Below are 25,517 nucleotides of genomic sequence, written 5' to 3' on the forward strand. Positions count from 1 at the left end.
ACCGCTACCGAAAAAAGTTCAAGGATTTTTGTATCAGGGCATAACTAATTACCCTCTGTTTAACCGCATGCATTCACACTGTAAACCCTTTAACTAACCTTTTTTAACCACTTTGTAAAAATAGTCACAATAAGAATTGGTGCCAAAGTCATTCCTCACCAAAACAAAAAACGGTTGGCATTATAGTTCCAACCGTTCATGAATTGAATGAATTTTATTGTTCTTTCCGTCTCGTACCAGCTAAGCCCAGCAACGACCCCAGCAGGACCACAACACCCCACAGCCCAGTAGAACGGTGCTGTTCACCCGTTTGCGGTAAGTTCGTCTTGGCAGCGTTGGTTGCCGGACGACTGGCTAAATTGGTTGTGCCGCCCTTGATTGGGTCTTTACCGGTGACGATTTGGTCACCACTACCACCGTCATCGGTATCTGGTGTGGCGACATCACCGTCGTCGCCATCCTCGTCGGTATCCGTGTCTGGATCTTCCGGATCAACCAGGTCACCACCCCCATCGGTATCCAGCGGGGCATAGATGTAGGTGACCGTGATATCCCCATCACCCAGCGTACCGGAAGCATTGCCTGGTGTTTCGACTAAAGCATAGCCTTCAACCGTGACTGGACTCGTGGTATAGGTTGTCCCCTGCTTCCCCGTAAAGATTTGATCTGGGGCCACCGTCTTGCCATCCGCCGTTTGATAGTGCACGGTGACGGTCACGTCGGCTGCGGGGTTAACTACTGGTGGATCAACCGGATCGGTCTTCGATTCGTAGATATAGTAGACATCTGTAGGACCCTCGGCATATTTACCAGTGGCGTTATCCGGGGTCTTCGTGAGCGTATAGCCCTCAACCTCAGCCGCCGTGGTCGTGTAGTCATCGCCAATGAACCCATCGTCAAGAACCACATCCGGTGCGAGTTCTTTGCCATCCTTATCTTGGTAGTGAGCGGTGACGGCGCCTCCCATATCGCCAATGACGTAAGGCTGGACAACCCCAACGTCAACGGTATAGCCACCAGGGAATTGTGTCGTCACGGCCCCCGTCAAATAGAAATTCTCGTCGAGTGGGTCAATGTTAAATCCTGGATACTCGGTAATCCCTGGAATTTGATCCTGTAGCCCCGTGAAGTACAGGCCACCCTCACCATCGACTTCCGCGGTACCTCCATTCCAATACAGCTTGTAAACCAAAGAAATCGAGTTTCCCGATCCCACAACTCGGTCGGGATAAGCAATCCCCTTACGCGCTTCTAGTGGGACAATTTCGCCGTTTTCATTCTTGAATTGGAAGACAAGGTGACCCTTTCGCGTCTTGGAATTAATCTTAATCGGTGGCAAAAAAACCACCTGGTTCGTCGCACTGAAGGTACTATATTTACGCCCAGCGATCGGCGTAAAATCCGAGATCGCATTAAATTGTAATTGGAGTTTCGTGATGTTCGTTAAATTCTTCAATGGCGAAATATCTTCGATCCGGTTCTGTTGGAGATAGACCGTTTGTAGCTTAGTCAGGTCCGCCAATGGTGAAATGTCAACGATGTCCCCATAGTACTTCTGGGAAGCATAGTTAAAGTTGGTTCCCATTTCAATTCGAGTCAGGTTAACCGCATACTGTAGCCCTTCAATCGAGAACGGCTTGCGGTTATTGTAGGTATCGATTCCACCGGATTCGTTCGATCCATACGCCACCAGACTGGTTAACAACGCCATGTCATCCTTGGTAATATCCGCCACACTATTCCAAGTCTTCCCTGGGTTTTGCTTCCGCAATTGTAACAGGACAACCTGCTGGAGTTTCTGGTTTGGCATCCACTGGTCAATCGTCTCGAGGTCTTTGACAGCAATCTTAGGTGTCGCCACCGGTGCCTGAACGGATCGTGCTAGTCTTTTAACCTGCTGATTCACCTGTTCTTCAGAATCATTGGACTGGTTTGAATCCACCGTCGCTTGCTTGTCACTGGTGTCTGCCTTTTGGTCATCATTGTTAGCGGTTACATTTTTATCAGTTTTGTCTTTTTTAACTGGTTCTTCAAGGTCATTTTGTTTGTGTTCGTCCGATTGTTCAGCTTGTGTTTCTGGGTCTTGGGTCGCTCCCTGGCCCTTTTCTTCGCTCTGGTCCTGAGTAGTATCTGGCACCGTAACTGCTTCGGTCTCGACCTTAGGGGTGGTGAGCGTAACCTCGCCGGTTGTTGTCTTCTCGCTCCCTTGAGTTGTCGCCACCGTCCCATCATCCGTCGTGTCGGCGTGAGCAGCTTGTGGTGCTGCAACACCCAATGCTAAAGCCGTCGTCACAATCCCTGCGAAAATCCAGGTCTTCCCTTTTTTATACATCTTGTAGTGAATGTTTTGATCTTCAGAATGAAACATCATAGGCCCTCCTCAAATGTGCCTCAACTTTATTCACACCCGCATGAATGATCGGCATCGCCCCTATTAATTCCGGTTAATTATGTTGCCTGATCACAGGTTCATTATAACGGGTATTATCGGAAAAATCTACAGTATACTTAAAACGGTTCATTAGTATAGCTATTTGCTTATGGACTAGTACAGGTTAATCGTTAAACCTGATAAATCGCCGTAAATAAAGCAATTTGTTAGTCCGGTTAAGCAACCCGATTTTTGAAATTCAATTTCAGACGCTTCAAATTCCGTTGTTACAATAATCAAATTATGGTTATATTATCTATCTCTTAGTACATAGGTTAACAGTCTTAAGTAATACCGATTATTGTGCAATTCATTTACTTCGCTAAGACATAAAAAAAAGAGACGTAGGACCAGTCCCACGTCTCCAAGATCACATTAAGCAATCCAATTATTTTGAATTAATTTAACAGATACTTCATACCAGCAGCTAGAATTCCGCCGACAATTGGGCCACACATTGGGACCCAGGCATAGTTCCATTCAGCTGCCCCCTTGTTGGGCACTGGCAAAATAGTGTAAGCCAACCGGGGACCCCAGTCACGAGCTGGGTTCAAGGCGAACCCCGTGGTGGTCCCTAAGGCCATCCCAATGGTCATAATTAACAGCCCTACCATGAAGGGTTTCAGGCCAGTCGTGAAGTCCCCTAAGTTCAGGAGAATGAAGATAAAGGCCCAAGTCGCAACAACTTCAGAGATGAAGTTAAAGGCTGGATTCTTAATTGCTGGCCGGGTCGCAAAGATGCCAACCGAGTTCCCAGACGCTTCATCTGGTGACGCCTTGAAGTGGGGATAGAATTGCAGAATCACAATGGCAGCTCCCACAAAGGCCCCCAAGAATTGTCCTAGCAGGTAGGCCCCAACGTGTGCCCATGGGAAATACCCAAACAGGGCAAACCCAATTGTCACGGCTGGATTCAAATGCCCGTCCGATCCAAACATGCCGGCCACGTAGACTCCCATGGTCACGGCCATCCCCCAGGCTAAACTCACGTACGTCCAGTTGGATCCCTTGGCATAGGTTTTATTTAGATTAATACTTGCCCCAGTTCCGGCACCCAAGACGATTAGAATCATGGTCCCCAGGAACTCACCCATAAAGCCACTCATAACACGAACACCCACCTTGTTAGTTTTTTTCAAATTTTGAACTATTAACAGTCTACCATAGACGTTCTAGATAGCGGAGGTAAATTTGAGACCGCTTTCAAAATGTAAACTTTTCATAACAACTGACGAAAGTCCTAATTGTTTACATAAAGCGGTTTACCTGGCGGCGTATCGCGCACTTGGCCATAAAAAAAGTTTCGACCAAAGGGGCCGAAACTTTTCATCTGACAGGTTTATGCTGGGGAAACGCCCAGTGTGTTCTTGTTGCCACCGTTTAAAATCTTGAAGAAACTGGCAAGTTCCTTCTTCCGGTATGAGGCTGGCACGAATTCCCGAATGGTTTCCAGGTCAAATCCAGTTGCTAACTTGTTACGGTCAACCACGATTGGGTTCTTCAGAATGCCTGGATTCTGCTGTAAGAGGTCAACCAACTCGTTCATCCCCATGTCCTGAACGGACTGTGGCAAGGCCTTGTAAGCCTTGGAACGGGTAGAAATTAAGTCGTCGGTGCCTTCTTCAGTTAAGGAAAACATGTAGAGAATCTCTTCACGAGTTAATGGTTGTTTTTTAATGTCACGAGCAGTAAAGATGGCGTCGTGGTTCGCAAGCCATTTCATAGCCTTCGTTACCGCGGTAGTTTTTGCATGAAAGTACATTTTGATCATAGAATCGCCCTCCAATTATCTTCTCTTCGATGAGGTACTTGAGTTAGCACTCTTTTAATTGAGTGCTAATTTATGATTCTCATTGTACACCACAATCCGAAATGATGAAACCCATTACCCCCACAGTTGACTGCCTTTTAACAATTTCTCAAGATCCTTGGCCAACCTAAGTAGGGCAACAACCCCACCATCTCGGGCTTAGGTTAACCTTAGCAAGAGAATCCACCCTTTTTACGCCCGAAAAATGAATTTTTTGAGAAGATCTCCTCGTTCCCCGTGTTAAAACATTGGTATAGCTTTCATTGCTGTTGCTTGTGTTGAAAATTAGCCGCCTGCGGCTGCCAGGGATTACGCCTGCTGTGGGGATGCTTCAGCCTGGGAACCAGGCTTCTCGCTCGATTTGAAGCCCCGCCAGGAACGCGGGTCTTCAAAGTCGTCCGTGCTGTAAACTGGCAAACCACCAGTTAGCACCACCGCCACGGCTGGCTCCATCCCTGATCTCCTCCGGCTAAGATCAGTTTTTACCGCGACCAGTACGCCCCAATGACTGGCAAGCTAATCATCATTACTCTTCTTGTCTATCAGAATAACATGGCACCAATCACAGAAAACTTGATCATAATCAAAAAGCATGGTCAAAACCAAAACTGATTTCACCATACCTTTAAATTTATCGCTTACTGTAATTCGAACGCAGCCGCTCTGGTCCACAGGCCATTACTCATTCTATAGAAGGTTGTGACCGACCCACTCGAGGTCTTTCGCTGAACCCGTTCAGTAATGTGCACAACGCGCTGGGCAATATCGGCCGTCGTTCCTCGTTGTTGTGCCAACAGCGGGTCATTGAATGGCCGCGTGTAGACTGGATAAACCTTGGCCAGCATTGCATCGTGATCGAAGGCTTCCTTGGTAAAGGTATCGAAGGTCAAGGCCCCCTTACGAATCCAGTACGTCTTCGCATTGGCTTTCTTACTAAACCGGATGCGATACCACTTTCCGGTATCAGCCTCCGCGCGCATGTCAATGTAGACGCGCTTGGTCTTGATCGACTGCCACTTGAACTTCAAAGCATTCCAGTTCTTGTGCCCCTTGATCACGTTGTAAAGCGTGTAGCTCTTATAATGTTTACTCAACTGGGCATGTTGCGAAGCGACCCCTTTGAAATAAGTTTCATGTTTGTTGGTTTGCTTACGCTTCTTAAGCTTTTGGCCAGTGTCGTGAACGACCGCCGTTGGTTTAATCGTGTGTTGGGGCTTGACGACGGTCCCCGACTTCTTAGCCTTCTTAATACTGTTCTTAGCCACCGTGTTCCCCGTCATGGCAAAGTTACTCATGAGGAACTGCGCTTGGTCATTTTGCGTCGTGGCCTTGTTCCCCGTAATCGTGACCTGCGTCATTGGGTTCGTGGCATAACGACTGTCTAGGCTGACGTAACTATGCATCGGGTTCACATCGGTAAAGGTATTGTCCTTGATGTTGATATTTGTCATTTGGTAGTTAGGCAACGTATTTCGCAGATAAATGTAGTCACCCGACCCTAAGGCATGTTGATTGATAAACCGGTTGCCGGTAATCCACAGGTTAGAAATGCCCTTGAAGTGAATCGTGGCCATGCCACTCCCGGCAGCACTGGTCAGTGGCTTGGGGTCGACCACCGTGTTGTTGCTAAAACGAACATCGTGGATAATTCCGTCAACACCTTTGTTATAGACGGCATGTTCCCCAATCGGATTGGGCGCGTAAACCTTCACGGATCCACTGGCCTTCTGGACTGGCAGAAATTGACTGTCGGTCACCGTCACCCCATAGGTCGGCAAGTTATCGTATTGGTCCCCAGGATTCTGGTAAGACATGGCGCGCAGATTAGAGTAATCCACCTGAATGGCTTCCTTATAATCCCGCGACCCATCGAACCCGGTGAAAACCGACCCCGTCACATTGATGTTGTGACTGCCATCGAGATCGAGATAGTGGCCAGTTGGTGATTCCGCATTGTCGAAGACACAGTCTTGAAAGTTAACGTTCTGCGCATGGTGCACGCTCTGAACGAAGACGCTTTGGCCCTTGACGTGGTCACCTTGGAAGGTGGCGCGTTGCCAAGTCACGTTCTTCAATCCCCCGTCATATCCGGCTTTCGGACTCGGATAAACGAAGAACACCTCATGGCCATCGGTTACCCGAAAAACGGCACCCTTATCAAACTTAAACGTTATGTTCGAATGCAGTAAAATTTTTCCAGAGTCAAAGACGTACGTTCCCTTCGGTACACGAACCGTCAACGCATCTTGATCCCACTTATCCAACATCGCTTGCATAGCCTCATTATTCGCCGTCTCACCATCGCCAACCATCCCCTGGTTCTTGGCATTGATCGTCGTCGCCGCATGGGCCACAACGGATTGACGCGATGATGTTCCGGGAAGACCACTCAAGCTCAACAGTGTTGTCCCCACAACGACTGTCATTAGTAAACCGAGTTTTTCCCTCAAATTCACAAAAAACCCCTCCATTTCAAGTATCCTACTCGCGACCAATTATAACTAAGACAACATAAGAAATGGATCATCTTAACTAAATTGTTACACGAATATAAGAAACTTACAGTGAAGGGGTTTTACTTTTCAATTGTAAATTAATTTAAGTTTGTTACATTAATTTTGAGATGTCGTCATGCAAATTGTTTAAACGGTCGACAACCTTGCCACGAACGGACGTGTAAACTTTAACACCATCTGGTGTCAGCTTCAGGTTGTGTTGACGACGGTCAACCGTGGAGGCGATGCTTTCAATTAAACCAGCCCGCAACAACCGTGAAATTTGACCGGAGATCATGGATTTAGAAACCCCAATCTGACCGGCAAACTTGGTTGGTGTGAATTCCTCCCGTTGGGTGGTAATGGCATGTAATAGATTAAATTGTTCCAGAGAAATCGTAATGTCCTCCGTTTTAATCGTGGTTACTGGCCGCATGATCTTTTGGAGCTGGGAGAACCATTCCAAGGATTGGTTTAAATCGTTCGTTTGCGTCATTTCTGCTTTCTTCCTTTCCAGTTGAGCTAGCGGTAAGCCTGCGGTAGCGGTTACTATTCTTACCCGCTAACCATTTATTATAGCCCTTATTTTCAGCCTTTATGTTACCGATTCATTAATAGTTTATAGCATTACGAATGAAAAAACTAGTGATCCGCAATCTTTTTGTCATATTTCTTCTAGCTTAGAACATTGAAATCCCAAACAGAAGCCCGTATGATTAATGTTAACGAAATCTAAACGAATAAGGAGACCGGTATGACACATATTAAACTTATTGCAACAGACGTTGACGGGACCTTTCTCAACTCGCAGCGCCACTATAATCAGCCCCGCTTCCATGAACAACTCGATCGGCTTCACGCCGCGGGCATTCACTTTGTCATTGCAAGTGGCAATAGTCTCGGCCACCTTCATGATGTCTTCGCACCCACACCGGCAATTAAAACGTTCGTCGCCGAAAATGGTGGTCTCATCACGAGTGGGGATAAAACCCTCTTCGAAGACGCGATTCCCACACCGGTAGTCCACGAGATCGTCCGCACCATCCTCGCTGACGACACGTTGCGGCCACAAGTACTCCGCTTATCCGGCGCCCATGGCACCTATATCAATCGTGCCGACCAAACCAATGATCCGGCCTCTCAGGCCTACTTTTTCAACAACATTGTCCTCGTTGACGACCTGACACAGGTCGACGATACCTTCTACAAGGTCAATGGTGAGTGGCCCAACGAGTCGATTCAGGCCTTGGCAGCCAAGATCAACGAGCGCTTCCCGACAGAGATTCACGCGACGGCCAGTGGTTTTGGCAGTATCGATATCATCCCACCCCACATGAATAAGGCCATTGGCCTCCACCAGTTGGCGGACTCATGGGGCATCAAACCGGCTGAAATTGCGGCTTTCGGTGATAACGATAATGACCAAGAAATGCTGGCTCACGTCGGTCTCGGCGTTGCCATGTCCAACGGTACCGACACGGTGAAACAAGTCGCAGACCTCATCACCAAAACGGATAACGATCACGATGGGGTCCTCGATGTCATCGATGCTATCTTAGCAGACGAACTTTAAAACTAGCTAAATTATTCAGGGTCTGGGATATTTGTCCCGGCCCTTTTTAATTGATGCCCTGGTTTTAGTTAGGCGTTAACCCAGAGGTGGGTCGCAATCAGCCGCCACATTCGCTCGGTGGCGTGCAACTGACGATGACTGGTAGCCGGCACGTGAACCTCCACGTACCCTACCGGACTGCCACTCACCACCCCACGTAATGGGGTGATTTGACTGACCGGCACCGAGCCATCCGTCAGATGCCCTGAGAGCGTCCCATAGACGTTAATGATTCGAGCCTTAGGATGAGCCATCAAATGGTGTTTCGCCGCTCTCAGCCGCTGATAAGACACATCAGGGCTATCCAGACTACCCTCATCTACCGGTGCCCCCAGGAGGACTAACCGATGGAGCACGGGTAGATCGACATGGTGACTGTGACGAACCAAGGTATGAACAGCCGCACTACCACCCCAGGAGTGGGCCACGACGTTGTAACTCGTGACGCCATACTGTTGTTTCAAGGTCCGTAGAATCGTCGTCAGCCATTGGACCTGCTGCTGATAGCCACGGGTCACACTATGATCAAATAGGACTTGAATCACCGGATTCTCCCCGGTACCGTCCCAATGTCCATTAAACCGTAGCTTACCGGTCCAACTCACGCGGACCGTCAAGACTTTCTGGGCATAGCCGGCCCGTGGTAACCAGCGTAAGAAACCATTGAACGTCCAGGCATTACCCGCCCAACCCGGAATCAGGAGGGTCGGTGTCTGGCTATAAGTCACGTCTTGTCGATGATGCGTCAAAGGCTCAGGGGGTACCGCTTGTTGTCCCAGCCAGTGATACCCTAACCAACTACCCCCTAAGATAATCGGGAGCCATTGCCATTTAAGGTTCATGATTACTTCCCCCTTAAACTAACCCATTATGCCAGTTCTTTTGATTGCGTACAAGTTAAAATTGGCGTGCTTAATTATTTTTGTTGGTCGTCATTTCTGGCGATAACCCCCGTCCAGGTTCACCATCCCCCTTGGTCGTATCCCCGTCAAATCACGGAGCCTGCGTGAACATCGTTTGACAATCAACTAGTCAAACCCATAAAATAGAGAGAAATGAAACCGCTTAATTAAAAAAATCAGAAACGGGGACTTGCTCATGCAGACCGCAACGAAAAATTGGGATACTTATCAAAATCAGGTCGTGACCCGCTACGTCATTGCGAATGATCATGGCGTAAAATTAGCCGTTCTCAGCTGGGGGGCGACGCTTCACACGTTGTCCGTACCCACTGCTAACGGCGAGAAGAACTTGGTGTTATCTTACCACAGGATGGCCGATTATCTTGATAATCCGTTCTACGTCGGCATGAGCATTGGCCGAACCGGTGGCCGGATCTCCGGCGGCAAGTTCCCACTCAACGGTCAGACCTATCAGGTCGACACCAACGAAGGCCACAACACCCTTCACGGTGGTCCCCATGGCTTTAATACGGTGAACTGGGAGGGTCAACTGGATACCAGTGATCCCCAGGCGCCGAAGATCGTTCTCACGCACACCTTCAAGAGCAGTGAGGACTCTTTCCCAGGCGATCTCACGGTACACATCACCTACACCTTGAGCGATGCGGACAAGGTCACGATGACTTATACCGCCACCAGTACGGCGGACACCCTGTTCAACCCCACCCAGCATGTCTACTTTAACCTGAGCGAGGACCAACTGATTGCCGGTCAGACGTTGCAGATCAACAGTCAGGAGCGCCTGGAGCTAGATGGTGAGAAGCTCCCCACTGGTCAGTATCTCTCGACCGCCGGTACCCCGTATGACTTCGCGAACGGCCAGTATCTGGGCAGTGCCATCCGGGGGCTCCAAACCATTCCGGAACAAGGCATCGATGACGTTTATCATGTCGTTCCCGCCGCCGACCAGACTATTGCGGAACTCAGCGACCCCCAATCCAAGCGTAGCGTCACCATCAAGTCCGCTCGAAATGGTCTCGTGGTCTTCACGGCTAACTCATTCACCTCACAGATGAAGCTCGCCACGGGTCCCGGACAGCCTTACATGGGCTTGGCCTTGGAACCGCAGAGCTTACCGGATTCACCCAATCATCCGGAGTTCTGTGATGTCAGTCTCCCGGCCGGTGAAACCCGGACTTATCAGATCGCCTATGACCTCAGCTATTAGGTGAGTCGTCATCGTTGACAGGGCCCATCTTCCTATGATAAATTGATAAAACGTAATTATTATCATTTAAGAAAGGAGGACCCTTTATTCATGGCTAAAAAGTCTAAGATTGCTAAGGCAAACCGTATTGCGGCAACTGTCGCCAAATACGCCGACCGTCGAGCAGAACTCAAGGCCGCCGGTGACTACGCCGCACTGGCCTTACTGCCTCGCGATGCTTCCCCTACTCGGATGCATCATCGTGACCACCTGGACGGCCGGCCTCACGCCTACATGCGTAAGTTCGGGATGTCTCGATTGAACTTCCGTCAACTAGCCCATGCCGGTCAAATTCCTGGTGTAAAGAAAGCTAGCTGGTAGTTCCCTAAAACTTAAAACTTGCACCCACGTCAACCCTGCCCGCGGCTTCGTTTGACGTGGGTTTTTTCGTGACCTAAACTTGAGATAGTTTGATTTATTGGGGCCTTGCCAATTGGCTATCCCCAAATAATGAAGGAGCGTTTCGCATGACAGAAGTTTTATCAGTAATTCGAGAATTTGATATTTTTGGCGGCGGTGACGATGTCCCTTACGGTATCGACACCCCTAAGATTCATGCCCAGTTCGTGGGTGTGAGCCCAGCCATTGCCTTTAATACGAGTAACCAACCCCGTTTAGCCCGGCAAAAGGAACGACAATTACGGACGTTGGAAGACGACATCCGTAAGGAATTCCGCGACCAATTGAGCCACCAACAAGGTGGGGATTTATCCGCTAACTTAAACATCTTCGGTAGCCTCATCACTGCCTTCAAGCAACGCTTGGAAGACACGTTACTGGTCAAGGACCAACTGGAATTGGAAAGCCTCACCATCAGCGGTGAATGGCTGACCTACTGGCAAGACAAGACGCCATTAGCACGGCAAAAGACGGCTCAGCAACAACAGATGCCGAGTGACCTTTAAACTGTCTTCTGTGATAAATTGACCGCCTGCGGCTAGGATCGCCCACTGCAATTACACCGATCTTAATCGGCTCGATTCCATCAAGCGGTTGGAACCAAGGTTCTGGCTGATGCTTGCCATGTACTGGCAATCCCAGTCACAGTCAGCGGCCGACCAAACTTGAGTCAAAAAGCTTAAACCAAAACAAATGGCGTCATAGCAACTATCCAAACGGATATTGTTATGACGCCATTTTTCATTTCTTGTTAGTCAAAATCAAATTAGATCAGGCTTGCCATTACCGTCGACCTTAACCAACCGGTCTCGAACTTTGACTACGGTTATGTCAATCTGCAACCTTAGCCGGAGGAGGCCAGGGGTGGAGTCAGCCTGGGACGACTTGGAAGACTCGCGCTTTCCAGCGGGGCTTCTAAGCGAGCCGGAAGCCCGTCCTTTGGCTGCAGGCGGTCCCCACAGCAGGCGTAACCCCTGGCAGCCGCAGGCGGCCAATCCAAACTTATTTAACGGTAACGGACTTCCCAGCAACGTCGATAGTCAAAGGTTCCCCACTAAGCAACTTGAAGTGTGATCCACTACCATCGACGGTAACCTCAATCAGCCGGTCTCTGAAGACCTGCCGGAATGAGTAGCGGGACCATTTCTTAGGCAGGAATGGCGCAAAGTGTAAGTGACCATCCCGAACCCGCATGCCGGCAAAGCCTTGAACAACCGCGATCCAGCCACCGGTCATGGCCGTGATGTGCAGACCATCCTTGGTGTCATTGTTGTAGTTGTCCAGATCCAACCGCGCCGTCCGTTCATAGAGTTCCACGGCCTTATCCTCATAGTGTAAGTCCGCCGCAAGCACCGCGTGAACGGCCGGCGACAGGCTGGATTCATGCACCGTGAGTGGTTCGTAGAAGTCGAAATTGGCCTTCTTCTGTTCTGGGGTATAGTCATCGATAAAGTCCCAGATCCCTTGGAGTACATCACCTTGCTTGATGTAAGGTGAGCGCAAAATCTTATCCCAGGACCAGTGCTGATTGATTGGCCGTTGGTCGGCTGGAATGGCACTGACCGGCTGAAGATCTTTGTCGAGGAACCCATCGTGTTGAACAAAGATATTGAGATCCTTGTCATAGGGCAGATACATCCGATCGATGATATCTTGCCACTTGGTCTTCTCGGCCGGCGTCACACCGAGTTTTGTTGCGGTTTGCGCATCGACTTGACCTAAGATTTCCAAGGTATAGCGTAAGGTCCACTGCGCCAACATGTTGGTATCCCAGTTGTTATCGACGTTATTTTCATATTCATCGGCACCGGTAACCCCATGAATCATATACTGACCCTTGCGTTGACTGAAGTGAACCCGGTCCGCCCAGAACCGTGAAATCTCGGTCAGCACTTTGGCACCTTCATGCAGCACGTAAGAGGTATCGCCAGTGTAACGAGTGTAATTATAGATAGCGAAGGCAATATCCCCGTTACGGTGAATTTCTTCAAAGGTGATTTCCCACTCGTTATGGCATTCGATCCCGTCGAACGTCACCATTGGGAATAAGGCGCCCTTAAGTCCTTGTTGTTGGGCATTGATGTAAGCTCCATCGAGTTGCTTGTACCGGTACATCAAGAGGTTTCGCGTCACTTCCGGATTGGTAATTCCCAGATAGACCGGAACGGCAAAGGCTTCGGTATCCCAGTATGTGGCACCCCCGTACTTTTCTCCAGTGAACCCCTTTGGTCCGATATTCAAACGCGAATCTTCCCCGTAGTAGGTCGAGAAGAGTTGGAAGAGGTTGAAACGAATCCCCTGTTGCGATTCGTCATCCCCTTGAATCTGAACGTCAGACTTAGTCCAGCGGTCAGCCCAAACAGTCTCGTGCATGGCCAACAACTCATCATAGCTTTCCAAAGCCACGTGATCACTCAGTTGGTGCATCGCCGTGGTTAATGCGGGAACATCCGCGTAGTCCCGTGAGGTCACCACGATGACCCGTTTTTCCAGTTGTGCCGTGGCGTTAGGGGCCAATTCACCGGTGTAAGCCGCGGCTACCGCCTGTTCATTAGGTTGGGCAATGGTGGCTGGCTTTAAGGCGGTCACCACGCGCATTTCCATTCCTGAAGTAAACTGAGGTGTGCCGAATGGATTAGGCGTCGTCTTGGCAATAACACTTCCTCGATCCGCCTGTTGGTCAGTCGCTAAAATTTCCCAGAAACGTTCATCGTAATTGGCTTCTTCATTCTTGACGTTGCCGTCGATTCCAGGTTTGAGCGTCAGGGTTACCGCATCAGTTCCCAGGTTCTTCGCCGTCACCCGTTGCACGGCAAGTTCGCGCTGGCTAACACTCAGGAACCGTTCGAAGGTCAAGTTCACCCGAGTCGCCCCACGCTCCACAACAAATGATCGGGTCAATGTGCCGTGTTGCATGTCTAGGTCCAAGGTGAAATCGCTAATACTGTCTTGCGCCAGATCAACGGCTTCGCCATTAATTTCGATCGGTAACTTCATGAAATTGACGGCATTGACAACTTTCCCAAAATATTTCGGATAGCCGTTCTTCCACCAACCCACTCGCGTCTTGTCCGGATACCAGACACCCCCGAGGTAGATGCCTTGCAGCGTATCACCACTGTAGCCTTCCTCAAAGTTGCCCCGCATCCCCATGTAGCCATTTCCCAGGCTCGTCATTGATTCTTGTAGCCGCTTGTTTTGCGGGTCAAAGGTATGGGTAATGACATGCCATGGTTGGACTTCAAAAATTCGTTTCATTGCCGAACGCTCCCTTTTATAAATCATTTCAATTTTTAATCGTCTTATTAAGCCTTGTAAGTTTCTTTAATTGCCCCGACCGCAACAGCGCCGAGGGCCAAGATAATGCCGGCCAAGATGAACATGTTGGCCTGAACCTTCCCTAAGAGTGGGAACAAGGAAAAACTAGCCAATGAAGCCACAATTTGTGGTAAACAGATGGAGCCGTTGAACAGTCCCAAATAAGTACCCATGTGTGCCCCAGACAAGGCATTCGTGACCATCGTCAGTGGGTAGGTATTCATTGCCGCCCAAGCGATCCCCACCAGAACAAAGGCTACGATTAAGGCGTACTGGTTGTGAATGAAAAAGACCGATACGAATCCTAATGCCCCTAGGCCCAGGCTTCCGGCATAGCCCAACTTGTGGTGATCGTTTGGTAACTTAGCTAACACGTAGGACCAAACAACAGCCGCGATCGATTGAACCGCCGCCAAGACCCCGTACCAGTTACCGGCAGCTTGATAGCCCGCCGAAGCGGCATTAGTCGTGTGCCAAACGTTACCCGAAATGGCCCCAACTGAGTAGGTCCACAGGTATTGGAAGGCAATCCAGCAGAAGAATTGAACCAAAGTAACGGTCCAGAAGACCCGCGGTGCCGACTTAAGCAATGACCACCAGTTACCACCAGTCGTATTGTCTTCCTTGGCAATCCCATGATACTTGGCATAAGTATCTGGATCGTATTCCTTAACCCGGAAAATCGTAAAGAGACTGGTAATCACAAGCAGCACAGCCCCCACGTAGAAGGCCACCTTAACCGTGGCGGGAACAACCCCTTTAGCCGCGGTATTGGCAATCCCAAACATTGCGAAGAGAAATGGGAGAATAGCGGCGACAACGGCCCCCGTGTTAGATAAGAAACTCTGGATTCCGTAAGCGTAACTCTTCTGGTCATCATTGACCATGTCCCCCACCATCATCTTGAATGGTTGCATGGCCACGTTCGATGAGAGGTCCAGGAAGGCTACCGTAATCGCCCCAAAGAGCAGTGCGGCCATCGAGGCGTACCCGAAGCCAAGACTCCCAGAGTTTGGTAACAGACACATGACGATGAGCGCCACGATCGTTCCAAGTAACAGATAAGGTAAACGCCGACCGCCTAATTTAGGCAACCACGTTCTGTCGAAATAATATCCCACGATAGGTTGCACGATCAGTCCGGCCAGTGGCGGCAAAATGAAGAACCACCCTAAACTGTTCGGATCCGCCCCAATCGTTTGAAAAATCCGGCTCATCTGTGAACTTTGCAGGGTAAACGCGGTTTGCACCCCGAGATACCCAAAATTAATCATCCAAATGGTACTTGCTGGTAATGTTGGCAAGCCATTGTTTGCATTGGCCGCAGCCGCTGTCAATGATTCATCTGCCATAACCTGAAGCCTCCCATAATTTTAGTTACATTTGAAAAATAGTCACAATTGAAAATAAGTGCTGACATCATTATGGCACCGCTTCCAAATTAATGCAACCGTTTGCGCAAATTTTATTTTTCGCGCCATTAGCCGCTATATTTTCAACTCAAGTCAAAAACCGTGACGCCTTCACGTGCGAAATTCTTTAAAAAACCTGTCGATAAAAAAGACCGAGACACCTGTCCCAGCCTATCATCTAGCGTTTATTTAATTTCATAGGGAATTGTAATTTGCCGTGGCGTAGCTGACTCTAGGGGTTGACGATCACTGAACAACAAAGTCACCGTGGCCGCCCCCATCTTTTCCGGATAGAGATCGACTGAATGCAGGTTAGCATCGGTCAAGCCTACCGGTAACGAACGGTTAAAACTTACAATTGGGAAATGATTGGCCCCGCTGCTCTCGCGAATCAAGCGATAAAATTCGATGGCATTGAAGTCATCGGTGGCCATAATCCCATTGATTTCGGGATGACGCGTGATGAATGCGCGGGCCTGCTCCAGGTCGCCCAGCTTACACGTGAGGGGTTCCACGTTAAATTGGGCTGCCATGCGTTCATAACCTTCGCGCCGCTGCTGTTCGTAAGCCCAGTCATGCGTGGATTCGACGAAAACGGGATGGGTCACGGCTAGTTGATCCAACAGGTAGGATGCGCCACCAATGCCGGCCTTTAAGTTATCGTTATCAACAAAAAGGTCGGTCGGGTCATCAACTGGTTGGCCAATCGTCACAAACCGCAATTTGTTCTGCCGCAAAAAATTTGCGATGGGATCGGTACGATGGGCGTAAAGCAAGATAAATCGTTTGATCTTTCCCTGCGTTACCATGGATTTCACATTGGCTAGGAGCTCGTCTTGCGTTTTACTAATCGCCACGGATAGCACGTACTGTCGTTCCATCAGTTCGGTATTGATTCCGCGCAACAGGTCGATGTAAAACGGGTTCTCAGGAAAAGTATGGTCGGCTGTCGGAAAGACAACGCCCACCGTATTGGCCTCACCCGCCGTGAGATTTTTGGCATTATAGTTGGGCCGATAGCCTTCAGCCGCAGCCAACGCCTGGATCCGTTTACGGGTCGCCACGCTGATACGTGGATTATTATTTAATGCCCGGGAGGCCGTGGAGACCGACACGCCCGCCTTAGCGGCAATATCACGGATAGTTAACATCTTCGAAAGCTCCTTATGCTGCACTTGCCAATTCGTTCTAATGCTTCAGATCTTACCATACAACGGGTGGGAATAAAACTTTCCTTGTGACCAGGCAAAGCAAAAAGGCCGCCTGCGGCTGCCAGGGATTACGCCTGCTGTGGGGACCGCCTGCAGCCAAAGAACGGGCTTCCGGCTCGCTTGGAAGCCTCGCTGAGAACCACGAGTCTCCCAAGTCGTCCCAGGCTGTAAGGCCGAGAAAACCGCTCGGTCTAACAGCCTCGTCACGGCTGGCTCCATCCCTGACCTCCTCCGGCTACACTGGTTGTTAACCAACAGGCAGGGTTAACCCAACAGCAGCCTTTTTCCTTAGCATGATTGAACAGTTTTAAAAAATCGCAGCCACCTCAAACAAGGAACTGCGATTATCAAATTCTATTGTTTTTCCTTTGCAGTGAGTTTTTCATGGTGTCCCGCTAAGCCCACAGGATTAACCGGGAGCGTCGTAATGAACTGACTCCCCTGAGGCTGATTCTCCTTGACCACAATTGTCCCGTGGTGCAGATTAACAATCCAATGGGCGATCGATAAACCCAGCCCGTTTCCGCCGGTTTGTCGGCTACGGGAACTATCGACACGGTAGAAGCGGTCAAAAATCCGTTGCCGATCTGCTCGTTTGATCCCGATACCTTGATCGGCAACCGTTAACTGCCACTTGCGACTCGTTAACTTAGCAGACAACGTGATTGGCTGCCCTTGCGGTGAGTACTTTAGCGCATTATCGATTAGAATATTCAATAACTGATGCACTAAGGCCTGATCTAGAGTTGCCTGGAAAGGCGTGACTGGATCCAGGACCAAGGTCTTCCCCTGGCTGGCCGCAATCTCGGTATAGGGTTCCACCGTCCGTTGCATGAATGTCGCCATGTCAGTGAGTTCGAAATTGGTCTGTACGGTATTGGAATCAGACCGTGCTAGTGCCAACAGGTCCTGCGTTAATTTTTGCAGGCGCTGACTCTCGCTATTGGCCACAGCGATGCTTTCTGCCTGATCGATAATCTTATCGTTCGGCCGTGTCAACAGAAATTCCAGCTTGTTCTGAATGATGGTCAGTGGGGTCCGCAACTCATGGGCAGCATTCCCCACGAACTCCGTTTGCCGGCGCCAGGACCGGAGAATTGGCCGCATCGTCAGGCGTGACATCCAGATACTCATCAGAATTGACAGGAGCCAGAAGACCCCCATCGTGATCAGCAAGACGCGCGTGAAATTGGACATGGCCGCCTTTTGTGGATCAATGTTTTCCATAATCAGGAGGTACTTCCCTGCCACGGCTGGGTCCGAATTAGATTTCGGTACCTTCACCAGTAACGTCCGGAAGCTATACTTGCCATTCACTCGGACCGTATGCAGTTGGCCAACCTGGCTACGCTTGAGCGCGATGCTTTTCAGCATGTCATAACGCGATCCCAGTTGGGCCTGATTGCTGATCTTGCCCCGGTCATTGTAGATCAAGGTGGTGGTCATAAACGGGTGAATGGCGGCCTTCTGCATCTGCCCGGGGGTCATCTCCGGCTGATGTTGGGGCCGTCTTTTCACCGGCGTTCCGGATAGACGCGACGTCCGTTCAACTCTGAGCGCTTGATCAGTACTGGTCAACATGGCGCGTTTGAACAAGACAAAAACAATCACGCCCAACAAGACGAAAATGACGGTAAATCCGATAAAATTGCTGACAAATAACCGCCACTGTTGCGCGCGGTTAACCTTATTGCTCATCAGGTGCCTCCACAATGTAACCAGCATTGCGAATGGTCCGCAACGACAGGTCACTGCCGGCGCGCTTCAGTTCCTTTCGCAGATTACTCATATAGACTTCCACCACAGACAGTGAGGTCTCTGAATCAAAGCCCCACAAGCGATTGAAGATTTGCTCTTTGGTAATAATTGTCCCGGGATTGGCCACGAGGTAGGCCAATAGATCAAATTCACGGCCCTTCAGGGTCAAGAGATCGCCGTCAAAGGTCGCTAAATGCTTGCTGGTATTAATCTCCAGCTGGCCTAACGTAATCACATCACTGCTATTCAAATGCCCCGTACGCTTTAGCAGCGCCTTCATACGGGCCAACAATTCTTCACGGTGAAAAGGCTTAGTGACGTAGTCATCGGCCCCATCATTGAACCCCCGCAACTTGTCAGCAATCGTATCCTTCGCCGTTAAGATTAAGACGGGCGTCTTGATATCCTTGTTGCGAATATGCAACAGGAGGTCCAGCCCACTCTGACCTGGTAACATCAGATCCAGAATAATCGCGTCAAAAACACCCTGACTAGCTAGGAACTCACCTTGTTCACCATCAAACGCGGTGGTTGTTTCGCAAATTGGTCTAATTAATTCCACAATGTCCGCGGATAACTCACGTTCGTCCTCCACGACCAATACCTTGGCAGTCGTACTCAACGGGCATTCCTCCTTTGAATTTATCTTTTGGTTTTAACTTATTCGCCGGAGGCAATCAGACGCCACCCTGTGGGGCAGACCTGAAGCCAAAGAACGGTCTTCAGGGCAACCTTGAACTTCGCACAACCCGCGAATTTCAAAGTTGGCCGTGGTCTAAGTCGAGACAGAACCTCGACTAAGGCCACCGACACAGGGCTCTGTCTGATTACCTCCAGCTAAACTTTATTTCAAATAACTTCTTCAAAAAACACATTGTGCGGGTAGCGGTGCACGGTTAGAAGCGCAGTCCCGTGTCGGTGGTGTTAGGTCGGTGATTCTCCGGCCTTACAGCACGGGACGTCTTTAAGACCACGGTTTTGGGGCTTAAAGGCGAGTTCGAAGACCGCCCTTTGGCTTCGGACGTGCCCCACAGGACGAAGCTTCTGACCGTGCACCGCGGCACACCCCACAGGGTGGCGTCTGGTGACCGCAGGCGACCACACTTTTACCATTAATAACATAGTCTAAGTGATGAACGATAACGCAACCTTAAGTCACTCGCCTTACCAAACACACGGTTAATTCGAATTTTAGCACGTTCTCCCATATAATGCCCGAAAATTGGAGTAGACTTTTATCAGGACAAGGACCGTGTTATTCTATTAAGGTTAGACATTTTGTCCATTTAACAACGGAGGGGTTTTCATGAAAGAGCATCGTGACACGCTAGCGCAGGCTCGCGTCAGCCGCTGGGTGTACTTAGGGGCATTTTTAATCCCGATGATCATCATCAGTGTCATTTTTTGGCACTTGAAGATCACGCCATTCGGCCATCGGAGCCTATTATTTAGCGATACCGGGGCACAATATGTGCCCATTTTAGAGTACCTGCGATCGACGATTTCACATGGTCAGTTCCATCTATTTTCATTCGCACTGGGCACGGGGAGTAGCCTAGTGCCACTACTGACCTACTACGTTATCAGTCCCTACAACGTGCTCATCTTCCTATTCCCGGCGGCACAACTACCGACCGCCGTGGCTTTAATCATGATTTTAAAAATTAGTACGATTGGCCTCACCATGGCTATCTTTCTACGCCGCGCCTTTCTTAAGAGCGGGTGGGCACTCCTCCTGTTCTCGACGGCCTTTAGTCTGTGCGGCTTCGTGGCGATGTACGACTACGACATCATGTGGCTCGACGCCCTCATCATGTTGCCACTGGTCGCGCTAGGCTTGCATCGGATCGTCAGTGTCCATCACTTTGGGCTCTACACACTGAGCCTCACCATTACCATCCTAGCCAATTATTATCTCGGGTATATGACGTGTCTCTTTTCCGTCCTGTACTTTGCCTACCTCATCATCGAGCATCAACGAACCGCCACCACCTTCAAAGAAATCTGGCGGGTTCACCGGCCTGCTATCCGCCAATTCATTATTGGATCGTTACTGGCGGGAATGATGGCCATGGTCGTGTTGATTCCGACCGCCATGGGGATGCTTCTGACTGGTAAGGGGAACTTCTTTGTGACCAACTTCCTGCCGACCCCCCTCTTCGGCCCAGAAGTTCTGGCCCAATTTGGCCCCGGGACCACGACCTTCGTCTCCCATCTGTATCATGCCCCGAGTCTATTTATGGGGACCTTGATGTTCCTGCTACTCATCGTGTACTTCGTCTCCCCCAAGGTCCAGTCGATTGAAAAACACCGGGCCATGTGGCTCCTGATTACGATGGGACTCGGGCTCTTCTTAACGCTATTCAATACCATCTGGCACATGCTCCAACAACCAGCCGGATTTCCATTCCGTAACGTCTACTTCTTCACATTTCTCGCCCTGATCATCGCCTACCGGGCTTGGCAAACGCACCCTGCCCAAACCATGAACGATCCGCAAAAGGTCCTCGCGTTGGTCTGGGGGGCTGGCTTATTGGTGATTGGTTTCCTATCCGCGCGGATCTTCCCACGCCTCTGGGCCTTCATGCTCCCGAGCTACGATGCCACCCTCTATCAACAGAGTCAGCCGCCGTTCCACCTCGTTTGGTGGGCGCTGGGACTGCTATTGCTCAATACCATGCTCCTATTCATTAGTGAGTGGCGGCCCATCCGCATCGGCTTGATGGGTCTCCTGATTTCCTTTGAACTCGGAGGAAATCTTCTGGTGGCCAGTCGCGGCATGGACTTCGGTTCTCAAACGAAATTTGAAAAATATTTCAAGGCCGACACGACGACGTTGAAGCAGTTCAACGCTTCTTCAACCAAGGCTGATTTCTACCGAACCGACTTTCTACATTCACGGATTGGCAAGGCCTACGACGAGGCTTACAACCACTACAACGACCCCCTGTTATTCGATTACGCCGGCTTGAGTTCCTATTCCTCCACCTTAGAGGAACCGGCCCGAGTCTTCCAAAATGACCTCGGTTACTTCAGCAGTAACGTTCGCCGAATCAGTGCGCAAGGCAGTACCAGTCTGACCGACACGCTACTCGGGGTTAAATACCGAGTTAACGTCAACCGAGAACCCGAAGTCACCAAACTCAACACATTTGCGGGTATCGGTTTCGCCGTTCCACAAGAACTCGTGGGCGTACAACTTGACGATCAGAATGCCCTGGGCAACCAGCAACGCATTCTCACCGCCTTGGGCGCACCGAGTGACACGCTGGCTCATGCCACTGTTCTCGATGTTTCTAATCGCCGGGCAACCGTCGATGACTTGCGCCGAGTTCCCAAGAAGACCATGATGCCACAACAACGCTATCAACAGACATTTAAGCTCAGGGTCAATGCGACGGGAACCCTTCACGGCTTTTCACCATCCAATACGCTAATCTACTCGACCTTGCGGATTAACGGTCGGGCGGCCAGTCCCACAGTACGGGCCGATGGTTATCGCTACGTCATGAACTTGGGTTACCATCACAAGGGGGACGTGCTGACGATCAGTTACCTTACCCCGGCCCCAGCCGCTGGTTATAGCAATGAGTTTATCTCGTTGAACCAGGCCCAATATCAAACGGTCGTCAACCGTCTGAAGCGGCAACAATTCCACCTTTCAAAACAAAGTGGGGTTACCGACTTGTCCGGAACCGTTACTGGGACTGCGCAACAGCCTTACCTGTACCTTTCCGTACCAAATACGCCGGGTTGGCACGCCACCGTCAATGGTCGGGCGGTCAAGGTTCAACCGGCCATGCATGCGCAATCAATCACCCCAGTCATTAGGAATTATCCGGGGATGATGGCCGTGCCACTCAAACCAGGCCAGAATCACGTGGTCTTCCGCTACACCACGCCGGGCTTAAAGGCGGGGGTCATCACGTCAATCATCGGTGTCATCCTGTTTGGCCTCCTGTGGTTTGGGGGCGAATGGCGCCGCGTCGTTCGGCAACGTCATCAGTAAATTTGTTTAATCAGCGTTCGGTGTTTCTTACCGGACGCTGTTTTTTTGTTTGCCGATCGTTTCCCCCCACTTAGTACTAACGAAATTTCTTCGGTATTTTTCGCATGTTTTTAGTGGAAATCGTTTTACCCGATAAATTAATTTATGATGTCCGCCTGCGGCTGCCAGGGATTACGCCTGCTGTGGGGACGCTTCAGCCCCTCGGGCTTCTCGCTCGATTTGAAGCCCCGCCAAGAACGCGAGTCTTCAAAGTCGCCCGTGCTGTAAACTGGCAAAAGGCACCAGTTAACACCACCGCCACGGCCGGCTCCATCCCTGGCCTCCTCCGGCTCATATCGACCGTTAGTCGTCTCATAATAGGCTATTTCCCAGTGCCGTCTCAATCCGCTAAACCAGCTTTCTAAAAGCAGCTCATTTGTAGCGTCCGCAAAAAAGGTCTAGTAGCCACCCACTATGAGTAGTCACTAGACCTCGCTATCATTCTATTCTTAAATAGCGGAACTCATTCTAAGCACTTGGCCGCACCTTAGAGACATCCGCTTCGCCCTTACGAACTCGGTTAACGGTCACCCGTAATAAGAATGGGGCAACTAACGTGGCCACGATGATTGCCGCCACGATTGCCGAATAACGAACGGGTGACATGAGCTTGGCTTGGAACCCAATCTGGGCAATGATTAACGCCATTTCACCCCGTGAGACCATCCCAGCCCCCACGGCCGCGGAACTTTTCCAGGAATAGCCAGCTAATTTAGCACCACCACCGGCTCCTAACAACTTGGTTAGGATGGCCACAATGGTCAGAACCACGATAAAGCCAATCTGGTGACCCAAGCCATGAAAGTCCATGTTTAACCCAATGCTGACGAAGAACACGGGAATAAACAGGGCATACCCAATCGGTTCGATATGCCGATCGACCGTCGACAAGGCCGACGTCTGCGCAATCGCAATCCCGGCGAAGAAGGCCCCCACGACATCACTTAAACCGACAAGTTCAGCCAAGTAGGCCATCCCAAAACAGAGAATAATGGCCATGAGCGTTTGGCCCATAGGAATCAGTAATCGTTCCCCAATCTTAGCCATGTACGGTGCCACCCAGCGAACCACGAAGTAGATAGCCGCAAAGTAGACAATCTGTTCCAACGTGGTGATGAGCAGGTTACTGGAAGCCCCACTACCACCAACCGCGGTCCCAGTCGTTGAGACCAGCACACTCAGAATCACCACGGCCAAGACATCATCGACCACGGCCGCTCCCAGAATGGTAGTCCCTTCACGGCTACTCATGGCGTTCATTTCCTTCAAGACTTCCACGGAAATGGAAACCGACGTCGCAGCGAAGATCACACTAATGAAGAGGCTCTCGACCATCCCCAGGTTGTAAACCATCCCCACCAGGTACGTCCCAATCATTGGCACGATAACCCCGAGCAGTGCAACAAAGACACTCGGCTTCAAATAACGCTTCAGTAGCTTTAGGTCACTTTCCAGCCCGGCAATAAACATCAGGATAATAACCCCGATCTCCGCGTAGCTTTCCAACACATGCGTCAGACTAATCCAACCCAAGACGGCGGGTCCAATAATAACCCCCACCAATAACTGTCCAATTACCGCTGGAATCCCAATACGCGTACTGTAGTGACCCACCACAGTTGTTGCGAGTAGAATCAGCGTCAAGCTCATTAATAAGTTCACGAGTAGCCTCCTTTTCAACAAAAAAGCGACAGCTCCAGAAAATGGTCCCCCCAACCCAAGGGAAACACTATTCTTGAAAGCAGTCGCTTCAACCATCTTTTAATTTAATTAAGGATTATTATACCGAAACCAACTGATACAAGCAACCTTGCCGCCTCATTAGACCAATTATTTAACCGCTTACACAATCTTAACTACCGCATTGCCGGCGACCGTGTTAAAATGGGTAGTGATTGTGAGGTGACGCGTGTGAAGTGGTTTTTCTCTAACTTGATCGTGGTTTTCTGGGCCGTTATTTTCGGTGAAATCATTGGCTATATTGGGGGTACGTTGGAAAAAATGACGTATGATCCCATGACTGTTGGTGTTATTACAGCCGTTGGCGCATTCGTTGCAGTGAACGGTATCTGGTTCCTTAACCGCGAAGGCCGTAAACAAGCTTCAAGTGCCAAGTAACGTCAATATGAACATGATCAACAAACCAGCCTTGGCACTTGCCAGGGTTTTTTATTTTGGATTCAAAACTTCATGCGTAGAGGGACCGCCTGCGGCTGTCAGGGGTTCCACCTGCTGTGGGGACGCTTCAGCCTGGGAATCGGGCTTCTAGCTCGATTTGAAGCCACGAAGATCACGTGTCTTCAAAGTCGTCCGTAGCGTAAGGCCGAGAAGCTCACTCGGTCTAACGCTACCGCCACGGCCGGTTCCACCCCTGACCTCCTCCGGCTACGATTGATTTTTAACTCCCCTATTGATGACAATCGCTGGATAAGCCGCCACTTCATCCTATGCTATCCTCACCTAAGCTAATGCTAAACATACAACTAACCACATACTCATAACCAACTAATGACATTAAGAAACCCTGTAAAACCATCATCGGTTTTACAGGGCTAATTTAATTTCATAACTCAAGGTCACCGGGCACCAGTACTAATCGATATTAATACCACAAAACCAACCCTAAAGACTAGGGTACACACGCTAACCAATTCAAGCGTACCTGGCTCATAAACGTTGTGGAAACCGCCACACTTAGCCGGAGGAGGCCAGGAATGGAGCCAGCCGTGGAGGTGGTGTTAACTGGCGTTTCTTGCCAGTTTACAGCACGGGCGACTTTGAAGACGTGTGGTCTTCACGGCTTCAAATCGAGCGAGAAGCCCAAGGGGCTGAAGCGTCCCCACAGCAGGCGGAA

At 50.0% G+C, this 25,517-nt stretch carries 19 protein-coding genes; 6 read left to right on the forward strand and 13 right to left on the reverse strand.

Annotated features, from left to right (window positions below; genetic code table 11):
- Positions 1–214: 214 nt before the first annotated feature.
- The 6 genes from IV54_RS04835 to IV54_RS04855 all read right to left on the reverse strand — a co-directional run bounded on the left by IV54_RS04835 (position 215) and on the right by IV54_RS04855 (position 7,232).
- Positions 215–2,368 (reverse strand): MucBP domain-containing protein, encoded by a 2,154-nt coding sequence (locus IV54_RS04835; protein WP_057878269.1) that lies wholly within the window; start codon positions 2,366–2,368, stop codon positions 215–217.
- A gap of 461 nt (positions 2,369–2,829) precedes the next feature.
- Positions 2,830–3,537, reverse strand: a complete 708-nt coding sequence (locus tag IV54_RS04840) for an MIP/aquaporin family protein (protein WP_057878270.1) — start codon at positions 3,535–3,537, stop codon at positions 2,830–2,832.
- Positions 3,538–3,770: 233 nt separating this feature from the next.
- Positions 3,771–4,202, reverse strand: a complete 432-nt coding sequence (locus IV54_RS04845) for a Spx/MgsR family RNA polymerase-binding regulatory protein (RefSeq protein ID WP_057878271.1) — start codon at positions 4,200–4,202, stop codon at positions 3,771–3,773.
- Between the two features lie 348 nt (positions 4,203–4,550).
- Positions 4,551–4,694 (reverse strand): hypothetical protein, encoded by a 144-nt coding sequence (locus tag IV54_RS11700; RefSeq protein WP_157054359.1) that lies wholly within the window; start codon positions 4,692–4,694, stop codon positions 4,551–4,553.
- 185 nt (positions 4,695–4,879) lie between these two features.
- Complete coding sequence (locus IV54_RS04850) at positions 4,880–6,697, reverse strand: glycoside hydrolase family protein (protein ID WP_057878272.1); 1,818 nt, start codon at positions 6,695–6,697, stop codon at positions 4,880–4,882.
- 151 nt (positions 6,698–6,848) lie between these two features.
- Entirely contained in the window at positions 6,849–7,232 is a 384-nt protein-coding gene (locus IV54_RS04855; RefSeq protein WP_057878273.1) for a MarR family winged helix-turn-helix transcriptional regulator, read from the reverse strand.
- Between the two features lie 258 nt (positions 7,233–7,490).
- On the opposite strand from IV54_RS04855, the gene IV54_RS04860 reads away from it, so the two are divergent.
- Positions 7,491–8,309, forward strand: a complete 819-nt coding sequence (locus tag IV54_RS04860) for a Cof-type HAD-IIB family hydrolase (protein ID WP_057878274.1) — start codon at positions 7,491–7,493, stop codon at positions 8,307–8,309.
- Positions 8,310–8,377: 68 nt separating this feature from the next.
- Here IV54_RS04860 and IV54_RS04865 read toward each other — a convergent pair whose 3' ends face one another.
- The gene (locus IV54_RS04865) at positions 8,378–9,190 is read right to left on the reverse strand and encodes an alpha/beta hydrolase (RefSeq protein ID WP_057878275.1); all 813 of its coding nucleotides are present in this window, start codon (positions 9,188–9,190) and stop codon (positions 8,378–8,380) included.
- A gap of 256 nt (positions 9,191–9,446) precedes the next feature.
- On the opposite strand from IV54_RS04865, the gene IV54_RS04870 reads away from it, so the two are divergent.
- From IV54_RS04870 to IV54_RS04880, 3 genes are all read left to right on the forward strand, one after another.
- Positions 9,447–10,478, forward strand: a complete 1,032-nt coding sequence (locus IV54_RS04870; RefSeq protein ID WP_057878276.1) for an aldose epimerase family protein — start codon at positions 9,447–9,449, stop codon at positions 10,476–10,478.
- 90 nt (positions 10,479–10,568) lie between these two features.
- The gene (gene rpsN, locus IV54_RS04875; RefSeq protein WP_057878277.1) at positions 10,569–10,838 is read left to right on the forward strand and encodes a 30S ribosomal protein S14; all 270 of its coding nucleotides are present in this window, start codon (positions 10,569–10,571) and stop codon (positions 10,836–10,838) included.
- Positions 10,839–10,984: 146 nt separating this feature from the next.
- Entirely contained in the window at positions 10,985–11,422 is a 438-nt protein-coding gene (locus IV54_RS04880) for a hypothetical protein (RefSeq protein ID WP_057878278.1), read from the forward strand.
- Positions 11,423–11,918: 496 nt separating this feature from the next.
- On the opposite strand, the gene IV54_RS04885 is transcribed toward IV54_RS04880, so the two are convergent.
- The 5 genes from IV54_RS04885 to IV54_RS04910 form a co-directional block, all read right to left on the reverse strand.
- A complete protein-coding gene (locus IV54_RS04885) occupies positions 11,919–14,174 on the reverse strand; it encodes a glycoside hydrolase family 65 protein (protein ID WP_057878279.1) in 2,256 nt (751 codons plus the stop codon).
- A 47-nt stretch (positions 14,175–14,221) separates the two neighbouring features.
- Positions 14,222–15,586, reverse strand: coding sequence for an SLC45 family MFS transporter (locus tag IV54_RS04890; protein ID WP_057878280.1), 1,365 nt, complete (start codon positions 15,584–15,586; stop codon positions 14,222–14,224).
- A 245-nt stretch (positions 15,587–15,831) separates the two neighbouring features.
- The gene (locus IV54_RS04895) at positions 15,832–16,797 is read right to left on the reverse strand and encodes a LacI family DNA-binding transcriptional regulator (protein WP_057878281.1); all 966 of its coding nucleotides are present in this window, start codon (positions 16,795–16,797) and stop codon (positions 15,832–15,834) included.
- Between the two features lie 414 nt (positions 16,798–17,211).
- On the reverse strand, positions 17,212–18,555 hold the full coding sequence (locus IV54_RS04905) for a sensor histidine kinase (protein ID WP_057878283.1): 1,344 nt from the start codon (positions 18,553–18,555) through the stop codon (positions 17,212–17,214).
- A complete protein-coding gene (locus tag IV54_RS04910; RefSeq protein WP_057878284.1) occupies positions 18,545–19,237 on the reverse strand; it encodes a response regulator transcription factor in 693 nt (230 codons plus the stop codon). The genes IV54_RS04905 and IV54_RS04910 overlap by 11 nt, the downstream gene beginning before the upstream one ends.
- Before the next feature lie 684 nt (positions 19,238–19,921).
- Between IV54_RS04910 and IV54_RS04915 the strand changes: the two genes are divergently transcribed.
- Positions 19,922–22,624: a YfhO family protein gene (locus IV54_RS04915; protein WP_057878285.1), complete on the forward strand. Its 2,703-nt coding sequence runs from the start codon at positions 19,922–19,924 to the stop codon at positions 22,622–22,624.
- A gap of 507 nt (positions 22,625–23,131) precedes the next feature.
- On the opposite strand, the gene IV54_RS04920 is transcribed toward IV54_RS04915, so the two are convergent.
- Complete coding sequence (locus IV54_RS04920) at positions 23,132–24,325, reverse strand: cation:proton antiporter (RefSeq protein WP_057878286.1); 1,194 nt, start codon at positions 24,323–24,325, stop codon at positions 23,132–23,134.
- Positions 24,326–24,574: 249 nt separating this feature from the next.
- Here IV54_RS04920 and IV54_RS04925 point away from each other — a divergent pair, with 249 nt between their 5' ends.
- Positions 24,575–24,781, forward strand: coding sequence for a YjzD family protein (locus IV54_RS04925; protein ID WP_057878287.1), 207 nt, complete (start codon positions 24,575–24,577; stop codon positions 24,779–24,781).
- The last annotated feature ends 736 nt before the right edge of the window (positions 24,782–25,517 follow it).

The sequence above is a fragment of the Levilactobacillus paucivorans genome (assembly GCF_001437125.1).
Lineage (GTDB): Bacteria > Bacillota > Bacilli > Lactobacillales > Lactobacillaceae > Levilactobacillus > Levilactobacillus paucivorans.

Excerpts from the sequence above, each read along its gene's own strand:
- rpsN (WP_057878277.1), top strand. The coding sequence starts at position 10,569 with ATGGCTAAAAAGTCTAAGATTGCTAAGGCAAACCGTATTGCGGCAACT.
- IV54_RS04865 (WP_057878275.1), bottom strand. The coding sequence starts at position 9,190 with ATGAACCTTAAATGGCAATGGCTCCCGATTATCTTAGGGGGTAGTTGG.
- IV54_RS04835 (WP_057878269.1), bottom strand. The coding sequence starts at position 2,368 with ATGTTTCATTCTGAAGATCAAAACATTCACTACAAGATGTATAAAAAA.
- IV54_RS04840 (WP_057878270.1), bottom strand. The coding sequence starts at position 3,537 with ATGAGTGGCTTTATGGGTGAGTTCCTGGGGACCATGATTCTAATCGTC.
- IV54_RS04890 (WP_057878280.1), bottom strand. The coding sequence starts at position 15,586 with ATGGCAGATGAATCATTGACAGCGGCTGCGGCCAATGCAAACAATGGC.
- IV54_RS04915 (WP_057878285.1), top strand. The coding sequence starts at position 19,922 with ATGAAAGAGCATCGTGACACGCTAGCGCAGGCTCGCGTCAGCCGCTGG.
- IV54_RS04855 (WP_057878273.1), bottom strand. The coding sequence starts at position 7,232 with ATGACGCAAACGAACGATTTAAACCAATCCTTGGAATGGTTCTCCCAG.
- IV54_RS11700 (WP_157054359.1), bottom strand. The coding sequence starts at position 4,694 with ATGGAGCCAGCCGTGGCGGTGGTGCTAACTGGTGGTTTGCCAGTTTAC.
- IV54_RS04880 (WP_057878278.1), top strand. The coding sequence starts at position 10,985 with ATGACAGAAGTTTTATCAGTAATTCGAGAATTTGATATTTTTGGCGGC.
- IV54_RS04870 (WP_057878276.1), top strand. The coding sequence starts at position 9,447 with ATGCAGACCGCAACGAAAAATTGGGATACTTATCAAAATCAGGTCGTG.
- IV54_RS04895 (WP_057878281.1), bottom strand. The coding sequence starts at position 16,797 with ATGTTAACTATCCGTGATATTGCCGCTAAGGCGGGCGTGTCGGTCTCC.
- IV54_RS04860 (WP_057878274.1), top strand. The coding sequence starts at position 7,491 with ATGACACATATTAAACTTATTGCAACAGACGTTGACGGGACCTTTCTC.
- IV54_RS04845 (WP_057878271.1), bottom strand. The coding sequence starts at position 4,202 with ATGATCAAAATGTACTTTCATGCAAAAACTACCGCGGTAACGAAGGCT.
- IV54_RS04885 (WP_057878279.1), bottom strand. The coding sequence starts at position 14,174 with ATGAAACGAATTTTTGAAGTCCAACCATGGCATGTCATTACCCATACC.
- IV54_RS04905 (WP_057878283.1), bottom strand. The coding sequence starts at position 18,555 with ATGAGCAATAAGGTTAACCGCGCGCAACAGTGGCGGTTATTTGTCAGC.